This window comes from Chitinophaga vietnamensis, from assembly GCF_902167635.1.
GTDB classification, from domain to species: domain Bacteria; phylum Bacteroidota; class Bacteroidia; order Chitinophagales; family Chitinophagaceae; genus Chitinophaga; species Chitinophaga vietnamensis.
Window position 1 is genome coordinate 595,595 of the sequence record NZ_CABHMS010000002.1, and the last position, 21,159, is coordinate 616,753.

Consider the following 21,159-nt stretch of genomic DNA (forward strand, 5'->3'; position numbering starts at 1 on the left):
CAGGTTTTGTTTCGGTTAACCTTTTCAGGAAAAGCTCTTGCACGGGCAGTGAACCCGTAGCAAAGAGGATCGTCAACCAAACCATACAAATGTATGCAATTAAAATCGTATTGCAGCGGGTGGCTGCGTGCAGGGAAATCGTCTGCAGCCGCCAGTGTAACCAACCACCAACTCCCTGCGCAGGCAACCAAAATCTGTCGGATCATGAAGCTCACAACGATTCTCCTGACTGTCTTCGCATTACACATCAGTGCCAGAGGTGTATCGCAACATGTCACGCTATCTTGCAGGAACATGCCCTTGCAACAAGTGTTCAGCCTGATCAAGGAGCAAACAGGCTATGTCTTTTTCTATCGCACGCAAGACCTCAAAGAGGTCAGTCCCGTGTCGGTACAGCTGAACGATGTACCGCTGAAAGATGCCCTGAAACAGCTCCTGCGCGAAAAGCCGCTGCTCTATTCCATCCAGGGCAATACGGTGGTCATCTCCCGACAACCAGTAGCTGCCGCCGCCCAGGAAGTGACGGCCAATGCCGCCGCTGCGCCACCGGCAGATATCAACGGCACCGTCACCGATGAAAAAGGTAACCCGCTGCCCGGCATCTCCATCCAGGTGAAAGGCAGCCGCAAAGCCGCCATCACCGATAAGGACGGGCATTTCATCCTCAAAGAAACAGGCGATAATATCGTACTGGTGATCACCAGCGTAGGCTTCGAAAGTCAGACCATCAGCACCAATGGCCGCGTCAACATACAAGTGATCCTTAAAAACAAAGTGGGCGAACTGGATCAATACGTGGTGGTAGGCTACGGCAGCACCAAACGTAAAGACCTCACCGGCTCCGTGGCCTCTGTAGATCCCAATGAAGTGAAGAATGTGCCCTTCGCCAGCATCGACCAGGCCCTCGCCGGCAAGGCCGCAGGCGTACAGGTAACGCAGGCCGACGGATCGCCCGGCGGCGTAGCCAAAATCCGCATCCGCGGCGGCACCTCCCTGCTCGGTGGCAACGACCCGCTCTACATCATCGATGGCATACAGGTGACTATCCAGAACAGATACATCCAGAACCAGGCAGAAGTAGTGAACCCGGTAGAACGCTTCGGCAGCGATGACCCCAACTCCTCCGTGGGCGGCTCTTTCGCCAGAGGCCTCAACAGCCTCGCCGGCCTTAATATCAACGATATCGAATCTATCGATATCCTCAAAGATGCTTCCGCCACCGCCATCTACGGCTCCAAGGCCGCTAACGGCGTCATCATCATCACCACCAAAAAAGGAAAACTCAATCAGAAACCTGTACTGGAAGCCAACTATTACACGAGCTTCAGTCGGGCGATAGCAGAAAAACTTCTCAACGCCGATCAATACCGCGCGGTAATGAAAGAAGCCGCCAAAAACCTGAACGATGCGCGCGCCGCTGCCGGCCAAGGTCCCAATCCCACTGCTACCAGCATCCTCAACGATCCGCATTTCCTCGGCGATGCCAATACCAACTGGCTACACGAAGTCTTGCGCACCGGCGTAACGCAAAATGCAGATATCTCCGTACGCGGCGGTGGCAGCGGCTCCCGCTACTATACCTCTGTCGCCTATATGAAAGAACAAGGCGCGGTCAAAGGCACAGATTTCAGCCGCATCTCCGGTAAGATCAGCCTGGACAATGACATCACCAGCCGCTTACGGGTGATCAACAACCTCGATTACGGCTTCACCAAAAACAATATCACCAACGGCGTGTATGCGCAGGCCATGTATGCGCCGCCCACACTGCCCGCCCGTAATCCCGATGGCAGCGTAAGGCAGTTCCTTGCCTCCGATCTCGGTGGTTATAATTATGAAGGTTACCAGAACCCGCTCGCATTGCTCAATGGCATCAATGAAGGGAAAACCGCTTCTCTGCTAGGTTCCCTCGCCCTGGAATACGACATCCTGCATGCTCTGAAATTCAGGAGCGTAGTATCTGTAAACTATAACAACTACCACCAGCTCAACTATGTGCCCAGCACCGCCGTGATCGCATCGCCCAACGGCGTAGGCAGCTCCAACGGCGGAACGGGCTCCCAGAGCCAGTCTGAAGAGGTGAACACTTTTTATGAAAATACCCTCACCTGGGATAAGCAATTCAATGAACACCACCGCATCAACGTAGTAGGTGGTACTTCCTGGCAGAAGTTCCGTTTCAGTTCGTTCTCCGCGAGCGGACAAGGATTCCCGGATGATAAATATCTCAACAACCTGTCATCTGCCGCCATCACCCTGCCTTCTACCGGTTTATCAGGACAAAACTCCCTGCTCAGCTTCTACCTGCGCGCCAACTACGCCCTGAACGAAAAATATCTCTTCACCTTCACCGGCCGTTCGGATGCTTCTTCCAAATTCCCGGCGCATAACAGGGTAGGGTATTTCCCTTCGGGCGGTATCGCCTGGCGTATCTCGGAAGAAAATTTTATGAAGAAAGCGAAATGGGTGAATGAGCTGAAACTGCGCGCCAGCGCAGGCTATACCGGTACGCAAAATATTGGCGATAATCTCTTCTACACGCTCTATACACCTGGCTCTTATGCCAGTAATAACGCGCTCGTACCTACGCAATTGGGCAATGATAAGATCAAATGGGAATCCACCCTGCAAAAAGACCTGGGACTGGATTTCGCCTTGCTCAATTCCCGCATCCGCGGCGTGATCGGCTATTACGAGAAACTGACCACCGGCCTCTTGCTCACCACCAGCCTGCCGCCCAGCTCTTCCTATGGCAGCGTGATCTCCAATCTCGCTACCATCCGCAACCGTGGCCTGGAAATAGATGTGCGCGGCGATATCATACGTACCAAAAATTTCCAGTGGACCAGCGCCATCAATATCTCCGGCAACCGCTCGCTGGTAAAGGATATTACGAACGACTTCACCAATCCTTCCGATAATCCGTCCGATGCGCAATATAATCTCGGTAACAGCATCGTACGCAAAAACGAGCCACTGGGGCTGATCTACGGCAAAACGTTCACCGGCATTATCCGCACGCAGAAAGAACTGGAAGCTTACAAGAAAGATTTTACTTACGCGCAATACTTCGCACGCTACCTCGGTATCGGCGACCCGATGTACAAGCTCGACAGCACCGGTTATTTTGGCCAGGATGTGATCGGCCATGCTGAAGCTAAGTTTTACGGCGGTTTTACGAATACTTTCAACTGGAAGAATTTCAGTCTTACCACCTTGCTCACCTTCTCCTACGGCGGCCAGATGCTATACCTCGCAGATGTGCAGAACCAGTACGTTTCCGGCCGTACCAACAAAGGCGTGCGCATCCTCGACCACTGGACGCCCGATAATCCCGGCAGCGACCGGCCACGCCTCATGCTCGGACAGAACAGCTATTACTACACCGCCAGCAACGATGTATTCGATGCTTCTTACGTGAAACTGAAATCGATAACGCTTACCTATACGCTGCCAACGGCAACGGCTACACGCTTACGTATACGCGATGCCGCCGTATATGTATCGGCCACCAACCTGTTCACCATCACGCATTACCCGGGCCCTGATCCGGAAGTGACGAACAACCCGTATAGCCTGATCAACAGCAGCAGCGACGTAGCCACCTACCCAACTATCAGGCAGTATAGCATGGGCGTCCGTTTCGGTTTTTAACATCTAAAAAGAAATTTATCATGAAGAAGATATTCCTATATAGCCTTTTACTGACGGCCATCTCCTGCAAGAAAGACCTGGGCAAACTGCCGGAAAATGCCAAAGTAGATGGCAATACCATCATCGATCAGCGCACCTCGCAGATCGCGCTCAATGGCGCGTACTACCGTTTTGCCAACGTGAACGCCAACAGCAATACCACCATCTGGCGCGATCATGAAGTGCTGCCCGGCATGTGCGATGGTTACCTGGGCTATGGTTATGGGCAGGATAACGCAGAGGACAATGACTACGCCAACTCCCAATATGTTGGCGGCCCGTGGTCGGAATGTTATAACCTCGTCAATGCCGCCAATGGCGTGATCAAAGGCGTAGAAGCCTTGCCGGATCAGGACTTTACCGATAACCGCAAAAAGGAGATATTGGCAGAAGCACGTTTTCTGCGCGCTTACGGTCATTTTAAACTGCTCAGTTATTATGGCGAATGGTACGATACCAGCAGTGCTTACGGCGCCCTGCTCCGCACCGATTTTGTGACCTTGTCCAACATCATGAAGAAACGCAGCACGGTGAAAGAAAGCTATGATCTCATTATGCAGGATATCGACTATGCCGTAGCCAATGCCGCCGCCACACAGCCGGGTTATTATGCCAGCAAATGGGCCGCTATGGCGCTGAAACTGCGTATCCTCATGAGCCACGGCGACTATGCCCAGGCCGTTACCCTCGCCGGCAGCATCATACAGGATGGCCCCTACCAGCTGGAAGCAAATGTGAAAGATATCTTTTACCTCAAAGGTATCAACAGCAAAGAAGTGATATTGGGCATCCAGCCGCAACAAAATCAGGAGTCCTACTATTATAATCTCAGCTCGCAGTATTATCCCGGCGCCTCATCGCTGTATGTGGCCAAGCAAAAGCTGAAAGACCTGCTGCAAGGAGATCCGCGCCAAAGCTGGCTGATAGGCAGCGCCAACAACAGTACGCCCGGTACTTACTATTTTCTTAAATATATTCCCGAAGGCGCCAAGGCTACCAAGATATCCGAAACTGCCTATGCATTCCGGCTCACAGAGGTATACCTCCTCAAAGCCGAAGCCACCGTGCGTAGCGGCGGCAGCTTGACCGATGCTAAAAGCCTTGTGAAAGAAGTGATGAAACATGCCGGTGTAACCGATTTCTCCGCCATCGACAATGCCGGCACGGCTGATCAGCTGCTCTTGCAAATCTATTACGAGATTTCGAAAAGTTTGGTGGGAGAAGACGGACAGGAGTGGATGGCCTTGCTCCGCCTGCCTTTCCCGACTGTACAACAGCTGAAGCCGGAGATCAACGACAAGATCAGGTACATCTTTCCGGTACCGCATGACGAGTTTATCCAGAACCCTGCCTTCGGGCCGCAGAACAGAGGCTACCAACAATAATCTTCATCTCTCAAACAATAATATTTATGAAAAGATCATTCGTATGTCTCGGCCTCCTCGCCGCCGCTGCCTGTAAAACAGGCGGCAGCGGGCAGGCCAGCATCACCGCGGATATCGCGGGATTGAAAGATTCCATTGTGCACATCATGGTGCCAGTAGCCGATTCCGCCAGAACAGATTCTGCACGCGTTACCAATGGCCACTTCACCTGGACCGGCCAGATCGGAGAACCGCAGAAAATTTATATCGGTACCTCTTCCCGCTACATTGAATTATATATGGGCGATGACGCGGTAAAGATCAAAGGCAATATCGACTCCATCGAACAATTGCAGATCACCGGTTCCGCGATACAGGATGAACACAAAGCCTATACGAATGCCATCAAAGATGTGACGAACCAGGAAGATTCGATCTATGCGCACTATGATGAATTAAGAAAGACCGACAGCGCCAAATCCGCCATGGAAGGCAAACTGGAGGCCTTGCGCGAACAGCGTCATGAACGTGCCGCGGCTTACATCCGCTCGCATCCCGAAAGTCCGCTGAGCGTGAACATGCTATCTGATATGGCCGTGATGGGCGAGTACGCACCACTGGATAGCCTGTATAAATCCCTGTCGCCTGCGATACAACAAAGCGCCACCGGTAAAAGGGTGGGCAGCCGCCTCGAAGTGCTGAAACGCAGCGCTATCGGGCAGCCGGTGATCAACTTCACACAAAATGATGTGAATGGCAAGCCGGTGAAATTCTCCGACTTCAAAGGCAAATATGTGCTGCTCGATTTCTGGGCCAGCTGGTGCGGCCCTTGCCGCGCCGAAAATCCGAACGTGTTGAAAGCCTATAATACTTTCAAGGATAAGAACTTCATCGTGGTAGGCGTATCGCTGGACGACAATGCCGACAAATGGAAAGCAGCCATCGCGCAGGATGGCATGCCCTGGATACAGCTGTCGGACCTCAAAGGCTGGCGCAATGAAGTGGCCCATGAATACGGCATTCAGGCCATCCCATTCTCTTTCCTCATCGATCCTGATGGTATCATCATCGCTAAAGAATTACGCGGCGCCAAATTGCAGGAAAAACTCGCATCTATCTTAAACAATCAAAAACCAGCTATATGAAAATCCATGCGTTTAATGTAGCGGCCCTGCTGTTGTCATCATCCCTGATGGCGCAGCAGCCGTTTACCATCAACGGAAACATCAAAGGCCTGAACAGCAAATTTATTTACATGAGCTATCCGACAGGCAGCATGAACTACCGCACCGATAGCGCCGCAGTGAATAATGGAAAATTTATCTTCAAAGGAACGCTCTCACAGCCCACACAGGCAAGGCTATACGTAGATAAGCAAAAAGCGATGTACGGAGAAGGGGAGATGCTCACCGTATTCATTGAACCTGCGGTGATGACGCTGAAAGGAGAGAACGCGCATTTTGATCAGCTACAGCTCACCGGTTCTGCCTCACAGCTGGAACAAAATGAACTGGACAAAGCCCGTCAACCGGTAGAGGTAAAGCTCAAACCCTTATCTGCGGCCTATTCCAAAGCCGGTAAGGCATATCGCGATGCCATCAAGGCAAAGAAAAGTGAAGCGGAATTGAATAAATTAAAAGAGGCGGCTGATCAAATCAAAGAGCAAATGGAACCATACTATGAGCAAATGGAGAAGATCGACAAAGCCTTCATCGATCAGCATCCTGCCTCTTATGTAGCTGCGAACCTCTTGCGCTGGCGCGTGAGCAGCATGCCCTTACAGGAAGGCGAAAGCTACTACGCCAAAATGCCGCCGGCGCTGCAACAGAGCCTTGATGGCATGGATATACGAAAAGAGCTCGATGGCCTGAAGATGGGCTCTCCCGGCAGCGAAGCGCATGGCTTCACCAAAACGGATATCAATGGTAATACTATTCACCTGTCCGACTTCCAAGGCAAATATGTGCTGCTCGATTTCTGGGCCAGCTGGTGCGGCCCCTGTCGCAAAGGCAATCCACATCTGAAATCATTATACGCCAAATACAAAGACAAAGGCCTGGAGATCATCGGCGTTTCTGACGACGACAGCAAGCCGGAAGCCTGGAAAAAGGCCGTGGAACAGGATGGTATCGGTATCTGGAAACACGTGCTGCGCGGCCTCGACTGGAATAAGCGCCAGGCCGGCGTTCCTAACCCGGAAGATATCAGCGACTACTACGGCATTCATTCCCTGCCCACCAAAATACTGATCGACCCGAAAGGCGTGATCATCGGCCGTTACGGCGGCGGCGGGGAAGATGATGAAGCAATGGATAAAAAGTTCTCTTCTCTTTTTGGTTCATGAGTGATGATGATGCACAACTCCGGGCGTCTTGCCCGGAGTTTTTTATGTAAATTGACGGGACTAATAACGGAAGATCATGAAAAGAACACCATGGTTCGAAAGAAAATTCCCGTTGATCGATGATAACGGCACTTTGCCATCCATCATTGAACGTTTGAGCGGCACGCCTGCGAGGGCAGAAGAGATCGCAAGCCAGCTCGATCCCGATATATTGAATATCAAACCAGATGGCAGATGGTCCATCAAAGAAGAAATAGGCCACCTCGGCGATCTGGAATCACTATGGTTCGGCCGCCTGGAAGACCTGGAAAACGGCCTCACTGAATTACGTGCAGCCGATCTCACCAACCAACGCACACACGAAGCTCATCACAACGATACCGATGTAGCCATCCTCCTGCAACGTTTCCGGGAACAGCGGCAGCGTTTCGTGAACCGCCTCCTGGCCCTCACCGATACACAACTGCAACATAGCGCGCTGCATCCCCGCTTACGCACCCCCATGCGCATCGTTGACCTGGCATATTTCGTAGCGGAGCACGATGATCATCATTTGGCGGCGGTGCGAATTTTGTCTTACTCAGGATTATAAGGATTGAAAGGATTACCAGGATTTTTTTACAGGATTAATAAGGATTTATGAAGATCATTTTTTGTGGGCAAGAATAAAACGGAGATCGGCCCTGTAGGGGCCGGAGCTCGGTAGCCCCGGGTGGAACCCGGGGAACAAAAAATGGGGAACAAAAAATGATAAAGTTATTTTGACACAGTTTATTTACACCTCCAAATATAGATTTGGGCAACAGCACTTTAATATACAGTCCTTCCTATAGATGCCGTAACGCCGTCCATTACATAAACTGGGTTTTTCATTTTTACACCAATAACTCCCTTTGCAAGCATTTCCCCCAAATCTTTAGCACTAATGCTTATCTGACAATATTGATCAGGAAAAATTGCAATTGGTAACAATATATTATAGTCTGCGTTTGGCTGTAAATCAAAATACTTGGTGGTGAGCTCCCTAATATTCAAACTAGCAAACACTCTTTTAACTTCATGTCGCAAGGACTGAGGAAAACCTGGAGAGAAAATAAAGCTGGTATCAAGAGCTCCCTTTTTTATAGAGATGCCTACCGCTCCAATGAAGGAAGTACACCTCATATCATCCGGCGCCCTAAGTTCTTTTAATATTTTTCGCGTTATTTCTGCCTTACCATTGTTTTCTTGCGCAAATAAAGGGAAACATACCGAAAAGGCAAGGAAAAGCAGCGATGTACCAATTAATCTTTTCATAGTTAATTACATTTTGTTCCTAAATCTGAAGTTTTATAGCTCTTATTCTTATTAAGTATGTCAATTGCTTTAAGAGGTGCGTTCCTTACTAACTCCGACCATGAGTAAGATTCATGCACTCCCCCCCAGGCGAGAGCAGTAGCATCTTCGTCAGATAGTGACGGGAAAATCTCCCTTAGTGCCGCCGACATTTTGTCAATATAAAAAAGCCCCATTTCATTATGATCAACTATTGGATTATAATTTTTTGCTGAAAAATAGGCGTGTAATACCTCATGCAGAATAGTAGCCACTATATACTCCTGAGAGGAGTGGAACTGTGTAACTAATTTTGAATTTAATGTGATGTCCATATTATAAGATATACTCGTGCCAGAAGAATTCGTAAAGGGCTTAGTATCTCCATCGATTGAGTCAGCCAGACTTGCTTCATAAAAACGAATGTTGAAATTGTCGGGCTGGTCAAAAATTCTACAGAGTATCGTAGAAACAGTATTCTTTAGGACACCGTTATTCACAGCGTGAACGCTATTAATCAAGCATGGAGACTGTAGATTATTGATAATATCGTACAATATAATGTTTCCAGTTCCGGTGCCGGCTCCCCCAGCACCACCACCGCCTCCACTGTAATCCGGTTCACTGCCTCCACCAGTTCCACCGCCTTCACCCGGAAATTCTTGGTCTATACTACAAACAGTTTCTGAACGTAGGTATGTTCTACCTATCATCTCGCCATCGCGGTAAACTTCTTGATAATAATCAGTGGTAACACAAATGCCTCTTTCAGTTTTCAGTTTGTTAGATTTGTAACCAATAGACACGTCTAATTTTCCAGCTTTGCCATCCTTATATCTATATCCTCGATTAACATTCCCCTCCCAATCTGTTACTAGTATATTGCCGGAAAATGCCTTTCCCGTTCTTTTTTCATCAAGGAATTTATAAACCACTTCGGCACGCATTTCTCCTTTCTTATCTTTGAAAATTGATAAAAAAGGGCGAACATTTATCGGCTGCATCGTTTTCCCTCCATCTTTTGAAACAGTAATTGTTTGTTTAAATTTCAACGGAACTGTCACAACTTCAAAAGATTGCAATTTTTCCACACTTGCATTCTGCCAATCCGTCTCAAGTTCAAAGGAAAATCTGTTCGCTTCAACACCTGTTTGTTGCTTTTGCAGTACCTCGGACGTGAAGTATTGTTTTGCAGCTTCAATTTGGCTTTTGGGTTGGGAGCTTTGGTCGCCCTCTTTTTTACAGGCGTAGAATGTAAGTAAGGCAACACACAATGATGCGGTTAACAAAACAAACTTTTTCTTCATGGGAATAGTGGTTTTAGTGGGTTAATCATAACAAACATTCACAAAACGTCAAAACGCAACCTTCAAATAGAAAATGCAATGAAAATAATGTAAAATTTGAATTTCGACAAAAATATACCTCCAAACAATAATTAAAAAGGCGGAGTCGATACCCCGCCCTTGTTCAACGTTTTCCTTTTTATTTCAAAAAATATTTCAGAAACAATGCTTGCTTTGAGTTCTTTCGAGGTAGTTTCTTTGCTGACCTGCGGATTACCTTCTGGATTTTTTTAATTCGATTCAAATACAGCCCGAGCAAAATAAATATAAGGAATAATTTTTCCCTTATAGGAAATTTCTTCCGCTATCGCAGGCGACGCGCTTAGGGCTTGCCCTGTTGCAGGATCAGTTGCACGGAATCCTTGTGCAGCCGTGCTTTGAGCCAGCGCTGCATTTTCTGCGCCTCTTCCTTGCCGGGCTTTTTGCTAACGTTTACCACTACTACGGTAACCGTGTCAGCGCGCGTACTGTCGGGCCGATGGAATATCATATCAGATGCGCCGTAATGCAACAATGGCGGAAACAATATTTTTAATTCGTCTGAAAGGTCCGGCCATAGCGGCTTTTCAGGCCCGGCGCTTTTTGACGTGCCGCTATCTTGCCGGAAAATATCTTCCAATATGCTCGCTTTGATCTGCGACAGATCAATCTCTTGTTTGGCATTCAATCCCTGGCGCACCACCAGTTTGGTATGCGGCAGGTGATAGGCGGGCAGGCGTTGGCTGATGGCTTTGATCACAGAGTCTTCCAGTTCCGCGCCGATGAGCAGCAGGTCTATCTCTTTACCTTGTGGCCGGAAAATAAAATTCTTGCTCACCACCTGCGTATTACGGAAATTAAATGCCTCTTTCACAAAACGCTGCGCATTGTTTTCAAAGATGCTTTTGTCTACAATGCGCCAGGCGAGGAACACGCTGGGCGTGATGGTGACCAGCGTGATGATGAGCACATAGCGCGATATCCTCTTTTCATACTGCTTGTCTTCAAATCGCTTTTTGCCAAAGCGAAGAAAACGGACGATGAGGAAAGTGCTGATGCAGATGAATACACTGTTGATAAAATAGAGATAGATGGCGCCGAGAAAGAAGAGCGGTTGCCCGTTGGCCAGCCCGAAACCGGCGGTACAAAGGGGCGGCATCAAAGCGGTGGCGATAGCTACACCGGGTATCACATTGCTCTTTTCTTTCCGCGTGCCGGCAATGATACCCGCAAGGCCGCCAATGAAAGCGATGAACACATCCCATACAGATGGTGTGGTGCGGGAAAGTAATTCTGATTGTGCATCATGTAATGGCGTAAGCCAGAAGTAACCCGCAGAGGTAGCGATGCTGATCAGGGTGGCGATGAGCAGGTTGCGGCCGCCTTTCTTCAGCAACTCATAATCGTTGATGGCCACTCCCACGCCGATGCCCATGATAGGCCCCATCAGCGGGGATATGAGCATGGCGCCGATGATCACGGCAGTAGAATTGACATTGAGACCTATAGAGGCAATGAGTATCGCGAAGATGAGCGTCCACAGGTTAGCGCCCTTGAACTCCGAATTTTTTTTGACAGCGGTGATCACTTCTTCTTCATCGGCCTTGTCCATGTGGAGGTTGAAGCGCCGTTGGATAGTGATCCTGACTTTCCTGAAAAAACGTGTTCCCTTTTGCTCCATAGCAGCAAAATACTGATTATAGCGCAAATAGAATAAAAGAGGCCATCTTCAACAGATGGCCTCTTTGCCCGTATCAATGTGCGGGCGGATTCATGAGCGCAATAGCTGCGCGTGTATAGTAGAATGGTCGGCCATCATTTTTGTTGGCATAATCGGTATCGATGCCGTAAGAGAATACACCGGCTTTTTTGCCTTGTGAAGGTTGCCACAATGCGTATTGATTGATCGGCGGATTGGCGCCGGCCCATCCCGATCCGTCTTCAAAGTCCACTCCAACGAGGAACTTGCCGGGCGTCAGGTAGGGCGACCATGCCGTGTAGCTGGTTTGCAAAGAAGAGGTGGGGCGCCAGTATGCCTGCAGGAATACATAATTCACTTTCGGGCCTGATTGCTGGAAGAAAGAAGATACAGAAGTGGAACCCTGCAAAGGTCTGTTGGTATCCAGTATCAGCCATTTACCACTGCTGGATTTAGGCCCGAAATAGGCGGAGAGCGCAGTTACCATACCATTGAATTTCGTGAGGGTGGCGCCGGTAGGATCTGTTTCTACATCCATATCATAACCATCAAAGCCGTAATAGTTCACGAGGCTGTCGCGCACATAGATCGCCCACTGGTTGTAAGAGGCGGTATTGTCGCCGGTGCCGGGGTGGTAGCTTTTCCAGTAGTCGAAATTGCCGGTGCCTTGTGTGTACACTACTTTGGTGCCTTTGGCATGAAGGCCGGGCACATAGCTGTTCTTCAGCATGGTCCAGTAAGGATGGCCCGCGGGCGTGTAGTCGGGGAACACGCACACGATATCCATGCTGTCGGGCAGGTTGTTCATAGATGGCAGGTTGGCCCCGAAGGTGCTGTCGCCCCAGGTGCGGTAATAGCCGGCCATCAGGCTATGCGCGCTGTTCTTGTACGCCAGCAGGCTGTCGAGATACGTGAGGGCCGCCCCGCTGGCCTTTGTTACTGTGGTGGATGGCTTGTTTGCTGGCGCTTGTGTTTGCAGATCTTTGCGGCAGCTGGCGCCCATTACAACCGGGAATAACAATAGGGCCAGTGCTTTCCATTGTTCATGCATTTTTTTCATAAAACGTATTATTGGGTGAACGGATTAACGGATAGAAGATGGGCATTGTTCACAGGAAAAACGGGCTCGTCTTCTCTAAGATAAGAAAAAATTAACGTATACCTGTCATCGTTAGATATTATAGAAATCCTATACCTTTGGCAGATCAAAAAAATAGAATGATGAAAGTGGCAAATCAAAAATTATACTGGGCGCTGATGCTGTGTGCAGCAGCCATTACGTTTGAAGCCTGTGGTAACAAGAAGAAAGCAGGTCAGGAAGAAACGGCGCAAACCACAAAAGATTCCGTTAGCACCCCTGCACAACAGGCGCCTGCCGCGGCTCCTGCAGCTTTTGATATTAATTCCGTACCGGTGACCGACAAAAACGTAGGGGCGTTCCCGTTCTTTACGGCGCCTACCAAATATGCTTACCGCAACGCTACCACCAAAGATTTTGACCGCGAATACTTCACGGTGAAAGGTAAGCTGCTGCCAATGGAAGGTAAAACTTACAAAGCCGAGATCGTTGACAAAGACAACAAAGGATCTTCTGCCTTCAGCGCACTGGAAGTAGAAAAGAGCTATGAACAGGCCATCCTGGCGCTGGGCGGCGTAAAAGTGAACGACGAAAAAGCGCCCCGCGCAGAAAGGGAACGCGTAGGCGACGACGAAATCTATAAAAAAGGCTATGGTTATGTAGTTGGCATGTCTGATGAAGTGATCAACACTTATGTGATCCGCACCAAAGATGCTGAGATATGGATCTCCATGCAATGCAACTCCGCTTATGGTCAGATCTGCATCCTGCAAAAAGGCAAGCTCACCGCCACCGTGGATATCATCAAAGCCGATGAATTGAAAAAAGAAATTGACGCCAACGGCAAGGCTGTCCTGCACATCAATTTCGCTACTGATAAAAGTGATATCACTCCGGAAGGCCAACAAGCGGTAGACGAGATCGTGAAGCTGATGCAGAACGATGCCGCACTGAAATTATCCGTGAATGGTTACACCGATAATACCGGCGATAAAGCCAAAAACCAGCAGCTGTCCAGCGACAGGGCCAAAGCGGTAGCTGCAGCTATCCAGAAAGGCGGCATCGCCGCAAACAGGCTCCAGTCCAAAGGTTTCGGCGCCGACAAACCCATCGCCGACAATACCACCGAAGAAGGCAAGGCACAGAACCGGCGGGTAGAGCTGGTGAAAATTTAGGAATTTTTTGATTTAGGAATTTCTTGATTTACGAATTTAGGGATTTAGTTTCCAGGAGAATTTTCCTGGAAACTAAATCCCTAAATTCGTAAATCAAAAAATTCCTAAATGATTTTAGATAATCCTGCCTGGAACGCACTCACAACCGTGCATGCCTGTTTTGCTGAAGGGGCGGCACATGCCAAAAGATATAATGCTGCCATTGTTTCCTTTATTGCCTGCGAAGATCCGTATAGTCAGCAAATGCATACCCTCGATGCATGGATCGCGCCGGGAGAATCATTTTATATTATTGGCCATTTGCCGTCTTTACCTGCGGGTTGGCAGGTAGCGAGCGAGCTGCCCTGCGCGCAGATGCTGTTGCCATCCGGCGCCTTGCCGGAAATTGCGATAAGGGAAAAGATCGAATTGTTAGGAGAGGAGGATGCACAGGAGATGTATGATCTCATCAATCGTATACAGCCCGGTTATTACAATATGAACACGCGCCTGATGGGCACTTATTACGGCATCCGCCAGGAAGGCCGGCTGGTAGCTATGGCGGGGGAACGTATGCGGATGACAGGCTACTCCGAGCTGAGCGCCATCTGCACGGACCCGGCATTTACCGGCCGTGGATATGCACAACAGCTGATTACACAATTATGCCGGCAGCACGCGGCCGCCGGCATCACTTCTTTTTTGCATGTGGCGGCTACTAATGAGCGCGCCGTGCGACTTTACGAACACATGGGATTTCAAACAAGCACCTTGATCAGCTTTTATCGCGTGGTCAAAGGTGTTTGAAGAAAATCTTCGAACAGGGCCACAGTGGCCTGATATACCTTCGGGTCGGTTTGGAAGAGAACCTCGCCGATACATTCGCCATGCCTGCCTGGCAGTATCATCAGGCGACCTTTGGGCAGCAGGCGATACATGGCGACGGCATGCTCGGCAAGGACGGCGTCCTGGTCGCCTACGGCTACTAACGTTGGCGCCTGTATGTTTTTAATCACGGCATCATCCCATCCTTTGAAGGCCACCATGCGGTTGCGGTCTTTTTCAAACATAGCGCGCAGGCCGGCGGTATCGCCGGGGTTGTCGTGGAGGAAAGCCTCCTGGTAAGGTTTAGGCATCATGTCGATAGTGGCCGTAGGCAAGCTTTTCCAGAGCTCCTCCGGCATACCGGAACAGTTGTAAGGAGCGGAGAGAAGGATCAATCTGTTCACCAGCTCCGGATGCCGGGTCGCAATTTCGATGCAGGTCATGCCGCCATTGCTGAAACCTAAGATATCAGACTTGCGGATGTGCAGTTGCTGTAATAGTGCAGCTACATCGTCGGCATCCTGTATAAACGAGGTGGGGCCTGGCCTGCGGCCGGTGTGGCCATGCGCTTCCAGTTCTACCGCAATTACTTTGTGATGCTGCGCAAACAGCGGTATCACTTTGGAAAAATTCGTCTGGATGGTGGAGCCGCCGCCATGCAGCAATACCAGCGGTTCTCCGCTGCCATGTATTTCGTAATACATCCTGATACCATTCACCGTGGCATAATGCCCCGCATCTTGTGCCGCTACTTTGTGAGTTGTCATAGCCAATAGTATTAAAAAGAACAGGTTTTTCATTTCCCTTTTTTGTTTTGATAAAATTACAAAGAAGGGGAGTTGGTCATATAGGCATATTACGACAATCTGCGGGTGAAATTATGCCAGCATTATTTTATCATACGCTTCTTCAGGTAATCATAAATTTCTTTCTCTTCATTGTTGTTGCTGCCTGGTTTGTACAGTTGTACATAACGTTTGTAATATTTCAAAGCGGTGGCGTCGTTCTTGTAAGCGGTTTCATAAATGCGGCCAATGCTGTATTGGTTTAGCGGCCGGTGGCCAATGTACCAGGCAGTGTCCAGGTAAGCGATAGCCGGCTTGAACAGTTGTAATTGTTCATAGTTGTGGGCGGCGCTGCTGTAGTAGTTTTCCAGGTTGGGCGATTTAGCCATGGCTATACATTGCTGTAACAGCGTATTACTTTCCTCATATTGCTTCAACGACGTATAGGCGAGCGCGGTATAGTAGGTGATGCTCTCCGATGCCGTGTTCGCAGCCTTGAGATATTCGTAGAAGAGTATGCATTGTTCATATTTTTTTGCCGTATAACCAGCCACCACTACATACAGAAAGATGCCCGGACTGGACACGTTGAGCGACATCAAGCGCCCTCCGATGGCGATGGTGCGCGCGTATTGTTTATTATAGTAAGATGTTTTGGCCGCTGCGCCCAACACGGCCACCTGTGAGGAATCGCTGGCCATAAAAGCATTGACAATGGAATCGGCCAGCGGGTAATTTTTTCGTTCTATCCATTCCTCTGCCAGGCGCGCCGTTACTTTCGGATCTTTGGCATTCAGGCGGTAAGCCTGTTGCAGCCATACAAAGGCAGAATCAGGCAGCTGCGCAGCAAAGGCGGCAAAACTGAGTTGCTTCCAGGCGGCTGCACTGGCGGGTTTCAGCTTCACGATACGTTGATCATAAGCCACCGCCTGCCGATACGATTCCTGTTGCATACTGATAGCCGCCAGGTATTGCAAGGCCGCCAGATGATTGCTATCCTGCTGCAATACCTTGTTGTACTGTTCCGCTGCTGCGGCCATATTGCCAGACTGATAATAGGTATAGGCCAATAAGGACAATACCTGCGGGTTACTGCTCTGCGCAAATGGAGCCAGGTAGTTCAGGGCTTCTTCATATTGCTGCTCTTGCAGGTAATCCATTACCCTGTTCCTGTCTGGCCCTTGCTGGGCATAGCTTTTAGCGGAGAATACGACCAGGCAGACGATCCATACAAAGTTTCTCATCGGAATTTATTTTCCATAAAACTAAATGATTAGTTTTAAAACTAAAAATTTAGTTTTACTTATACCGCTCATTATCTTCATACCAGGCCAGGTGCCCGGCGATGATCAGCTCCAGGTTTTGTACGTAACAATCCACAGCGGCATGGTACTCGCCGAAATCGGGCCAGTCGGCACGCAGCGCCAGGTAATCGCTTGTCAGCTGGTTGTGTAATTCTACGGCTCTTTCGAAAGCCTCGTCCTGGCTGCAACCCAGCTCATTTTGTATCACGCTCACCAGGTTCAGGGCTTCACTGTTGCGCAGCTCTTTGACAACGGAAAGGATATCATTGGCTGCGGTGGTGAGCTTGCTCGTAAAATAACGCGCCTGCTGGATAGCAGGATGGAGGTAGATTTCATCGGGTAAGATAAGACCGGTTTCTATTTCGGCGAGATCTACGAAAGGATAGGCGGCGCCTACTTTTTCTCTCAATAAACTAAATTCCCTGATCGTGGGATAAGTGAGCGGATATTTGTAACTGTAGCTGGTTTCATGGATCTGCCCTTCAAAAAAATAGGCCCAGTCGGCCGTAAAGCGCTCCATCCATGATTTGTTGACATACGGTTGCAGTTCTTTCAATGCGGTCGCAAATTCAGTGAAATAGGCTGTTTCGCCGGGATCGGGCTGATCGCCCTGCAACAGCTCCATCAGCCGGCGATGAGCGGTCCTTAGCAGGGGCAAAGGCTTTGAGCAATAAACATCATCGAACACAAATACCCATACCATCAGGCGGCCGCAAGGGATGAGCAGTTCCGGCGTTGCATGCGGATAGAAAAGGGCCGTGAGCTGATCGAAAGCAGATTGTTTCATGGCGTGGCCGAGCGATGGCGGCAATTGGTATTGATCAATCCACGCGCTTGTTTGGCGCTGCAACAGGGGCAGGTGTGGATTAGTTTGGTGACCAAACGGATACATGATCCGTTCGTGGAGCAGGGTTTTCATTTAACAGCTATTTTGAGTTAACCATGTTATAAATATAAAGAGCTTTTCCGAATCTGCGTCGCATGATGAACAAATCGGGCATGCAAGTTGCGGACAGGGCAGCATGAAAAGATTGCTTGTATCGCTTGTATTAGGGTGCTGTGGCCTGTCTGCATCGGCGCAATTCAATGACTCCACCCACTATTATCTCAAATATGCCTCTACCGGCGCCATCAACCGTACCAATAACGGCAACGCCTATCTGCTCAATAATGCCTTTAATTTCAAGGTGAGCAAAAAAATGATCGATCTCAATGCCATGGGCAGCTATGTGTACGGCAAGCAGAACCATGATCTCACCAACAACGACGTATCGGCAGCACTGGTGTTTAACCTGTACCGGGGCGATAAACGTTTTTATTACTGGGGACTGGCCAACTACGATAAAAGTTATTCACTCAAGATCAATAACCGCTTCCAGGGCGGCGGCGGCGTGGCTTATGATGTAGTGCGCAATAAAACTTTTACACTTAACCTCAGCGATGGGCTGTTATTTGAAACCAGCGACCTGTACCTGCAAGATACCATTCCCGATGTATACCACACCTTCCGGAATTCCTTCCGCCTTCAATACAAGCTCGTGATACAGGACATCATCGTGCTGGACGGCAGCAATTTTTTCCAGAATTCTTTGTCTAACGGAAACGACTATATCATAAAAAGCAATACCAACCTGTCGGTGAAGCTCCGTTCCTGGCTGAGTATCACAGCAGCGGTGCAGTACAACAAGTTAAACCGCACCGATCGCGAGAATTTCCTTTTTAACTATGGGGTGACGATAGAGAAGTACTTTTGAGTTTCCTTTGCCCGGCTGCAAAAAAGGCGATCGCAAAGTAAAGCAGCGACCAGGTCACATTGCATTCCAAAAAGAGCATGCCTGCCAGCGCCAGCGAGAGGACGGCAGTGGCGATCACGCTTTGCCGGAACGGCCGCCAGATATATAACAACGGAATAACCGCCAGTGCGATGTTCACTGCGGCATAGTGGCGCAAACAGCTTCCCATGCCCATTTGCAGGTCTTCTATCCGCGCATTGAAAGTGTAGGTGGCATTCATGATCAGGGTAATGATCAGCAACAAAGTACCTGCATAAGCCAGCATACGGTTGGACGTTTCCACGTAGGTATCCCTGATATTCCGCCAATTGCGGCTAAACAGGCTGATACACAGGAATAACAGCGATGCCAGCGCATAGCTGCACAACAACAGGCGTTGCAGGTGTGATAATATTGTCATGATCATATCAGGACCCATAATCCTCTAATATATTAAATTATCTGTCAACCGGAAATACTTTTTTAATAAAGAAAAGCCCGTCGAACACCTCCGGCCATTTGGCGCTCAGCGGGAAGAAGTCGGCAAAGGTGGCTATCTGCGGCGTCTCCACAGCTCCTTTACCATAGCGGTAATCCAGCCAGGCATTGGTGAAACCGGCAGCGGCGAGCTGTCCTTCTACGCTGGCGGGGGCGGCAGCGGGCACGTCTACGATCTTGCTGTTGGTATAATCCATGTAGCGGCCTTCGGCGCCACTGAAGCCGATACTGAAAGCGGCCTTGCCGAAATGCTGATGCACCGTAGTACCCATCGGTACATAGCTGGCAAAGAATGGCGGCACCGAGCCATTGGCGGACATTTGCAGTGTATTGGTCTTTTTGGAGATATGCACGTTATGCGCCCACACGATGATCTTCTTGCCCGGATAGGCTTTTTCCGCCAGCCAGATCAGGTTCAGCGCCATGTGCTCATCCCGCACCGATACTTCGTTGCCGCTCACCAGCTGCCAGTAACGTTTCGTTTGCGATTCGATGCTGGCGGTGATGCGGTACCAGAAACCGGCCGATTCGCTGAAATGCGCCGTGGCGGCAGTGTCCAGCTTTACGAGCGTAGCCTTGAGCTGGTCCAGCTGCTGAAAGAACTTTGTTTGCTCCGCCAAGGAAGGACGGTAATCGCGGGAGGCGAAAGTGGCTACAGATATACGTTTGAAAGCAGCCCAGCTGCTATCTTCCGGCAAGGCATGCCTGGCGCGCAGGTACTTTTCAAAATCGGGGAACAGTTCCTGTTGTGCTTTGAGGCCGCTATGCTGGCTCTCGAAACCCGCTACCACCAAGGAATCCGGGCGATGCGCCCTTTGCTGGATATAGTCGAACAAGGGATACATCTGACGACTGGTGGCCCACATGAAAAAGAGGCTGCCGATCACTTCCTGTTTAAACTGGCCGCCATTGCGCGTATTTTCCCAGATGCGGGCACAGTCGTACAAGCCGCTTTCAAAAGCCAGCACGTCAAAGCCCATCTGCTCGTGCAGGAACCTGATCAACCTGATCTTGGCCAGGCAGGTGGAACCCTCGCCATGCGTTTGCTCTCCCAGCATCACAATGCGCGCATCGCCTATCGATTGCTTCAAAGCCTGGAGATCACTGAAATCCGTATCCGCCGGATCGATGCTGCGCACGGCCACGGCTTGTTTGGCAACCACCGGCTGCGCGGCAACGCGGAAGGAAAGGCACAGGATGATCAACAGGATTCGTATAGGTGTCAACGTTATTTTCATTTTTATGGAAGATTTACAGAGATGTCGGGACAATACCACCGCGGTACCATCTTCACAAGCTACAATTTTTGTAAATTGTCTGCTGCATTTAAAATTCTCGTTTATGATCAGGAAAACCTGCATCGCCTTGTTGCTGGCGCTGGGCATCACCGGCGGCGTACGGGCGCAACACCAATACGATAAAGACGTACAAACGATCAAGGATTATGAGGCGATGTATGTGCCGCCGAAAAACCCGATCCTCTTCACCGGCAGTTCTTCCATCCGCAAGTGGGAAGACCTGGAGCGTACTTTCGCCGGCTATGTGGCCATGAACAGGGGCATCGGCGGGGCGGTGACTACAGACATCACTTATTTTGCCAAACAACTGATCTTTGCCTATCATCCACGCCAGATCGTATTATACGTAGGAGAAAATGATCTGGTGCAAGAGGGGATGACGGCAGATTCTATCTTCCATAATTTCAAAAGGCTCTATGCCGCTATCCGTCAGCAATTGCCGGAGGCGCCGCTGGAATATATTTCCATCAAGCCCAGTCCCTCGCGCGTGCAGTACATCAAAACCGCCGAAGCGGCCAACCGCCTGATCAGCGCATTCCTGGCCAAAGAGCGGCATGCGCATTTCATCAATATCTTCCCCCTGATGTTAACGAAAGATGGAAAGCCGCGCCCCGAGCTGTTTGTAGAAGACATGCTGCATATGAACGCCAGGGGCTACGCCATCTGGCGCAAAGCGGTGGAACCTTACCTGCTGAAACAATAAGCT

At 49.7% G+C, this 21,159-nt stretch carries 18 protein-coding genes; 9 read left to right on the forward strand and 9 right to left on the reverse strand.

Features of this window, described 5'->3' with window-relative positions; genetic code table 11:
- Positions 1–204: 204 nt before the first annotated feature.
- The 5 genes from FPG75_RS06640 (at position 205) to FPG75_RS06660 (ending at position 7,993) form a co-directional block, all read left to right on the forward strand.
- On the forward strand, positions 205–3,654 hold the full coding sequence (locus FPG75_RS06640; RefSeq protein WP_143305983.1) for a TonB-dependent receptor: 3,450 nt from the start codon (positions 205–207) through the stop codon (positions 3,652–3,654).
- Between the two features lie 20 nt (positions 3,655–3,674).
- Positions 3,675–5,078, forward strand: coding sequence for a RagB/SusD family nutrient uptake outer membrane protein (locus FPG75_RS06645; protein WP_143305984.1), 1,404 nt, complete (start codon positions 3,675–3,677; stop codon positions 5,076–5,078).
- Positions 5,079–5,104: 26 nt separating this feature from the next.
- A complete protein-coding gene (locus FPG75_RS06650; protein ID WP_143305985.1) occupies positions 5,105–6,202 on the forward strand; it encodes a TlpA disulfide reductase family protein in 1,098 nt (365 codons plus the stop codon).
- The gene (locus FPG75_RS06655; RefSeq protein ID WP_143305986.1) at positions 6,199–7,401 is read left to right on the forward strand and encodes a TlpA disulfide reductase family protein; all 1,203 of its coding nucleotides are present in this window, start codon (positions 6,199–6,201) and stop codon (positions 7,399–7,401) included. The genes FPG75_RS06650 and FPG75_RS06655 overlap by 4 nt, the downstream gene beginning before the upstream one ends.
- A 76-nt stretch (positions 7,402–7,477) precedes the next feature.
- On the forward strand, positions 7,478–7,993 hold the full coding sequence (locus tag FPG75_RS06660) for a DinB family protein (RefSeq protein ID WP_143305987.1): 516 nt from the start codon (positions 7,478–7,480) through the stop codon (positions 7,991–7,993).
- Positions 7,994–8,211: 218 nt separating this feature from the next.
- On the opposite strand, the gene FPG75_RS06665 is transcribed toward FPG75_RS06660, so the two are convergent.
- The 4 genes from FPG75_RS06665 to FPG75_RS06680 form a co-directional block, all read right to left on the reverse strand.
- Positions 8,212–8,697 carry a hypothetical protein gene (locus FPG75_RS06665; protein WP_143305988.1) on the reverse strand — a complete coding sequence of 162 codons (486 nt, stop codon included), beginning with the start codon at positions 8,695–8,697 and terminating at the stop codon, positions 8,212–8,214.
- Positions 8,698–8,699: 2 nt separating this feature from the next.
- On the reverse strand, positions 8,700–10,022 hold the full coding sequence (locus tag FPG75_RS06670; protein ID WP_143305989.1) for a hypothetical protein: 1,323 nt from the start codon (positions 10,020–10,022) through the stop codon (positions 8,700–8,702).
- Positions 10,023–10,383: 361 nt separating this feature from the next.
- A complete protein-coding gene (locus tag FPG75_RS06675; protein WP_143305990.1) occupies positions 10,384–11,721 on the reverse strand; it encodes a TIGR00341 family protein in 1,338 nt (445 codons plus the stop codon).
- A 73-nt stretch (positions 11,722–11,794) separates the two neighbouring features.
- A complete protein-coding gene (locus FPG75_RS06680) occupies positions 11,795–12,799 on the reverse strand; it encodes an EndoS/ChiA family endoglycosidase (RefSeq protein WP_143305991.1) in 1,005 nt (334 codons plus the stop codon).
- Positions 12,800–12,957: 158 nt separating this feature from the next.
- On the opposite strand from FPG75_RS06680, the gene FPG75_RS06685 reads away from it, so the two are divergent.
- Both FPG75_RS06685 and FPG75_RS06690 read left to right on the forward strand, forming a co-directional pair.
- Complete coding sequence (locus FPG75_RS06685; protein ID WP_143305992.1) at positions 12,958–13,992, forward strand: OmpA family protein; 1,035 nt, start codon at positions 12,958–12,960, stop codon at positions 13,990–13,992.
- A 108-nt stretch (positions 13,993–14,100) separates the two neighbouring features.
- Positions 14,101–14,778, forward strand: a complete 678-nt coding sequence (locus tag FPG75_RS06690; RefSeq protein WP_143305993.1) for a GNAT family N-acetyltransferase — start codon at positions 14,101–14,103, stop codon at positions 14,776–14,778.
- Here FPG75_RS06690 and FPG75_RS06695 read toward each other — a convergent pair.
- From FPG75_RS06695 to FPG75_RS06705, 3 genes are all read right to left on the reverse strand, one after another.
- Complete coding sequence (locus FPG75_RS06695; RefSeq protein WP_161596699.1) at positions 14,754–15,563, reverse strand: alpha/beta fold hydrolase; 810 nt, start codon at positions 15,561–15,563, stop codon at positions 14,754–14,756. The genes FPG75_RS06690 and FPG75_RS06695 overlap by 25 nt on opposite strands.
- A 122-nt stretch (positions 15,564–15,685) precedes the next feature.
- Positions 15,686–16,825, reverse strand: a complete 1,140-nt coding sequence (locus FPG75_RS06700; protein WP_143305995.1) for a tetratricopeptide repeat protein — start codon at positions 16,823–16,825, stop codon at positions 15,686–15,688.
- A 55-nt stretch (positions 16,826–16,880) separates the two neighbouring features.
- On the reverse strand, positions 16,881–17,804 hold the full coding sequence (locus FPG75_RS06705) for a terpene synthase family protein (protein WP_143305996.1): 924 nt from the start codon (positions 17,802–17,804) through the stop codon (positions 16,881–16,883).
- A 103-nt stretch (positions 17,805–17,907) separates the two neighbouring features.
- Here FPG75_RS06705 and FPG75_RS06710 point away from each other — a divergent pair, with 103 nt between their 5' ends.
- A complete protein-coding gene (locus FPG75_RS06710) occupies positions 17,908–18,639 on the forward strand; it encodes a DUF481 domain-containing protein (RefSeq protein ID WP_143305997.1) in 732 nt (243 codons plus the stop codon).
- On the opposite strand, the gene FPG75_RS06715 is transcribed toward FPG75_RS06710, so the two are convergent.
- Both FPG75_RS06715 and FPG75_RS06720 read right to left on the reverse strand, forming a co-directional pair.
- Positions 18,605–19,096, reverse strand: a complete 492-nt coding sequence (locus FPG75_RS06715; protein WP_143305998.1) for a hypothetical protein — start codon at positions 19,094–19,096, stop codon at positions 18,605–18,607. The genes FPG75_RS06710 and FPG75_RS06715 overlap by 35 nt on opposite strands.
- Positions 19,097–19,115: 19 nt before the next feature.
- Positions 19,116–20,393, reverse strand: coding sequence for an erythromycin esterase family protein (locus FPG75_RS06720; RefSeq protein ID WP_161596700.1), 1,278 nt, complete (start codon positions 20,391–20,393; stop codon positions 19,116–19,118).
- Between the two features lie 103 nt (positions 20,394–20,496).
- Between FPG75_RS06720 and FPG75_RS06725 the strand changes: the two genes are divergently transcribed.
- Positions 20,497–21,156 (forward strand): GDSL-type esterase/lipase family protein, encoded by a 660-nt coding sequence (locus FPG75_RS06725; RefSeq protein ID WP_143306000.1) that lies wholly within the window; start codon positions 20,497–20,499, stop codon positions 21,154–21,156.
- Positions 21,157–21,159: the final 3 nt, after the last annotated feature.

What these genes read in the sequence shown, in the direction of transcription:
- FPG75_RS06645 (WP_143305984.1), top strand. Translation starts at nt 3,675, where the DNA reads ATGAAGAAGATATTCCTATATAGCCTTTTACTGACGGCCATCTCCTGC.
- FPG75_RS06690 (WP_143305993.1), top strand. Translation starts at nt 14,101, where the DNA reads ATGATTTTAGATAATCCTGCCTGGAACGCACTCACAACCGTGCATGCC.
- FPG75_RS06705 (WP_143305996.1), bottom strand. Translation starts at nt 17,804, where the DNA reads ATGAAAACCCTGCTCCACGAACGGATCATGTATCCGTTTGGTCACCAA.
- FPG75_RS06710 (WP_143305997.1), top strand. Translation starts at nt 17,908, where the DNA reads ATGAAAAGATTGCTTGTATCGCTTGTATTAGGGTGCTGTGGCCTGTCT.
- FPG75_RS06715 (WP_143305998.1), bottom strand. Translation starts at nt 19,096, where the DNA reads ATGGGTCCTGATATGATCATGACAATATTATCACACCTGCAACGCCTG.
- FPG75_RS06685 (WP_143305992.1), top strand. Translation starts at nt 12,958, where the DNA reads ATGATGAAAGTGGCAAATCAAAAATTATACTGGGCGCTGATGCTGTGT.
- FPG75_RS06640 (WP_143305983.1), top strand. Translation starts at nt 205, where the DNA reads ATGAAGCTCACAACGATTCTCCTGACTGTCTTCGCATTACACATCAGT.
- FPG75_RS06675 (WP_143305990.1), bottom strand. Translation starts at nt 11,721, where the DNA reads ATGGAGCAAAAGGGAACACGTTTTTTCAGGAAAGTCAGGATCACTATC.
- FPG75_RS06700 (WP_143305995.1), bottom strand. Translation starts at nt 16,825, where the DNA reads ATGAGAAACTTTGTATGGATCGTCTGCCTGGTCGTATTCTCCGCTAAA.
- FPG75_RS06680 (WP_143305991.1), bottom strand. Translation starts at nt 12,799, where the DNA reads ATGAAAAAAATGCATGAACAATGGAAAGCACTGGCCCTATTGTTATTC.
- FPG75_RS06650 (WP_143305985.1), top strand. Translation starts at nt 5,105, where the DNA reads ATGAAAAGATCATTCGTATGTCTCGGCCTCCTCGCCGCCGCTGCCTGT.
- FPG75_RS06670 (WP_143305989.1), bottom strand. Translation starts at nt 10,022, where the DNA reads ATGAAGAAAAAGTTTGTTTTGTTAACCGCATCATTGTGTGTTGCCTTA.
- FPG75_RS06655 (WP_143305986.1), top strand. Translation starts at nt 6,199, where the DNA reads ATGAAAATCCATGCGTTTAATGTAGCGGCCCTGCTGTTGTCATCATCC.
- FPG75_RS06720 (WP_161596700.1), bottom strand. Translation starts at nt 20,393, where the DNA reads ATGAAAATAACGTTGACACCTATACGAATCCTGTTGATCATCCTGTGC.
- FPG75_RS06660 (WP_143305987.1), top strand. Translation starts at nt 7,478, where the DNA reads ATGAAAAGAACACCATGGTTCGAAAGAAAATTCCCGTTGATCGATGAT.
- FPG75_RS06665 (WP_143305988.1), bottom strand. Translation starts at nt 8,697, where the DNA reads ATGAAAAGATTAATTGGTACATCGCTGCTTTTCCTTGCCTTTTCGGTA.
- FPG75_RS06725 (WP_143306000.1), top strand. Translation starts at nt 20,497, where the DNA reads ATGATCAGGAAAACCTGCATCGCCTTGTTGCTGGCGCTGGGCATCACC.
- FPG75_RS06695 (WP_161596699.1), bottom strand. Translation starts at nt 15,563, where the DNA reads ATGACAACTCACAAAGTAGCGGCACAAGATGCGGGGCATTATGCCACG.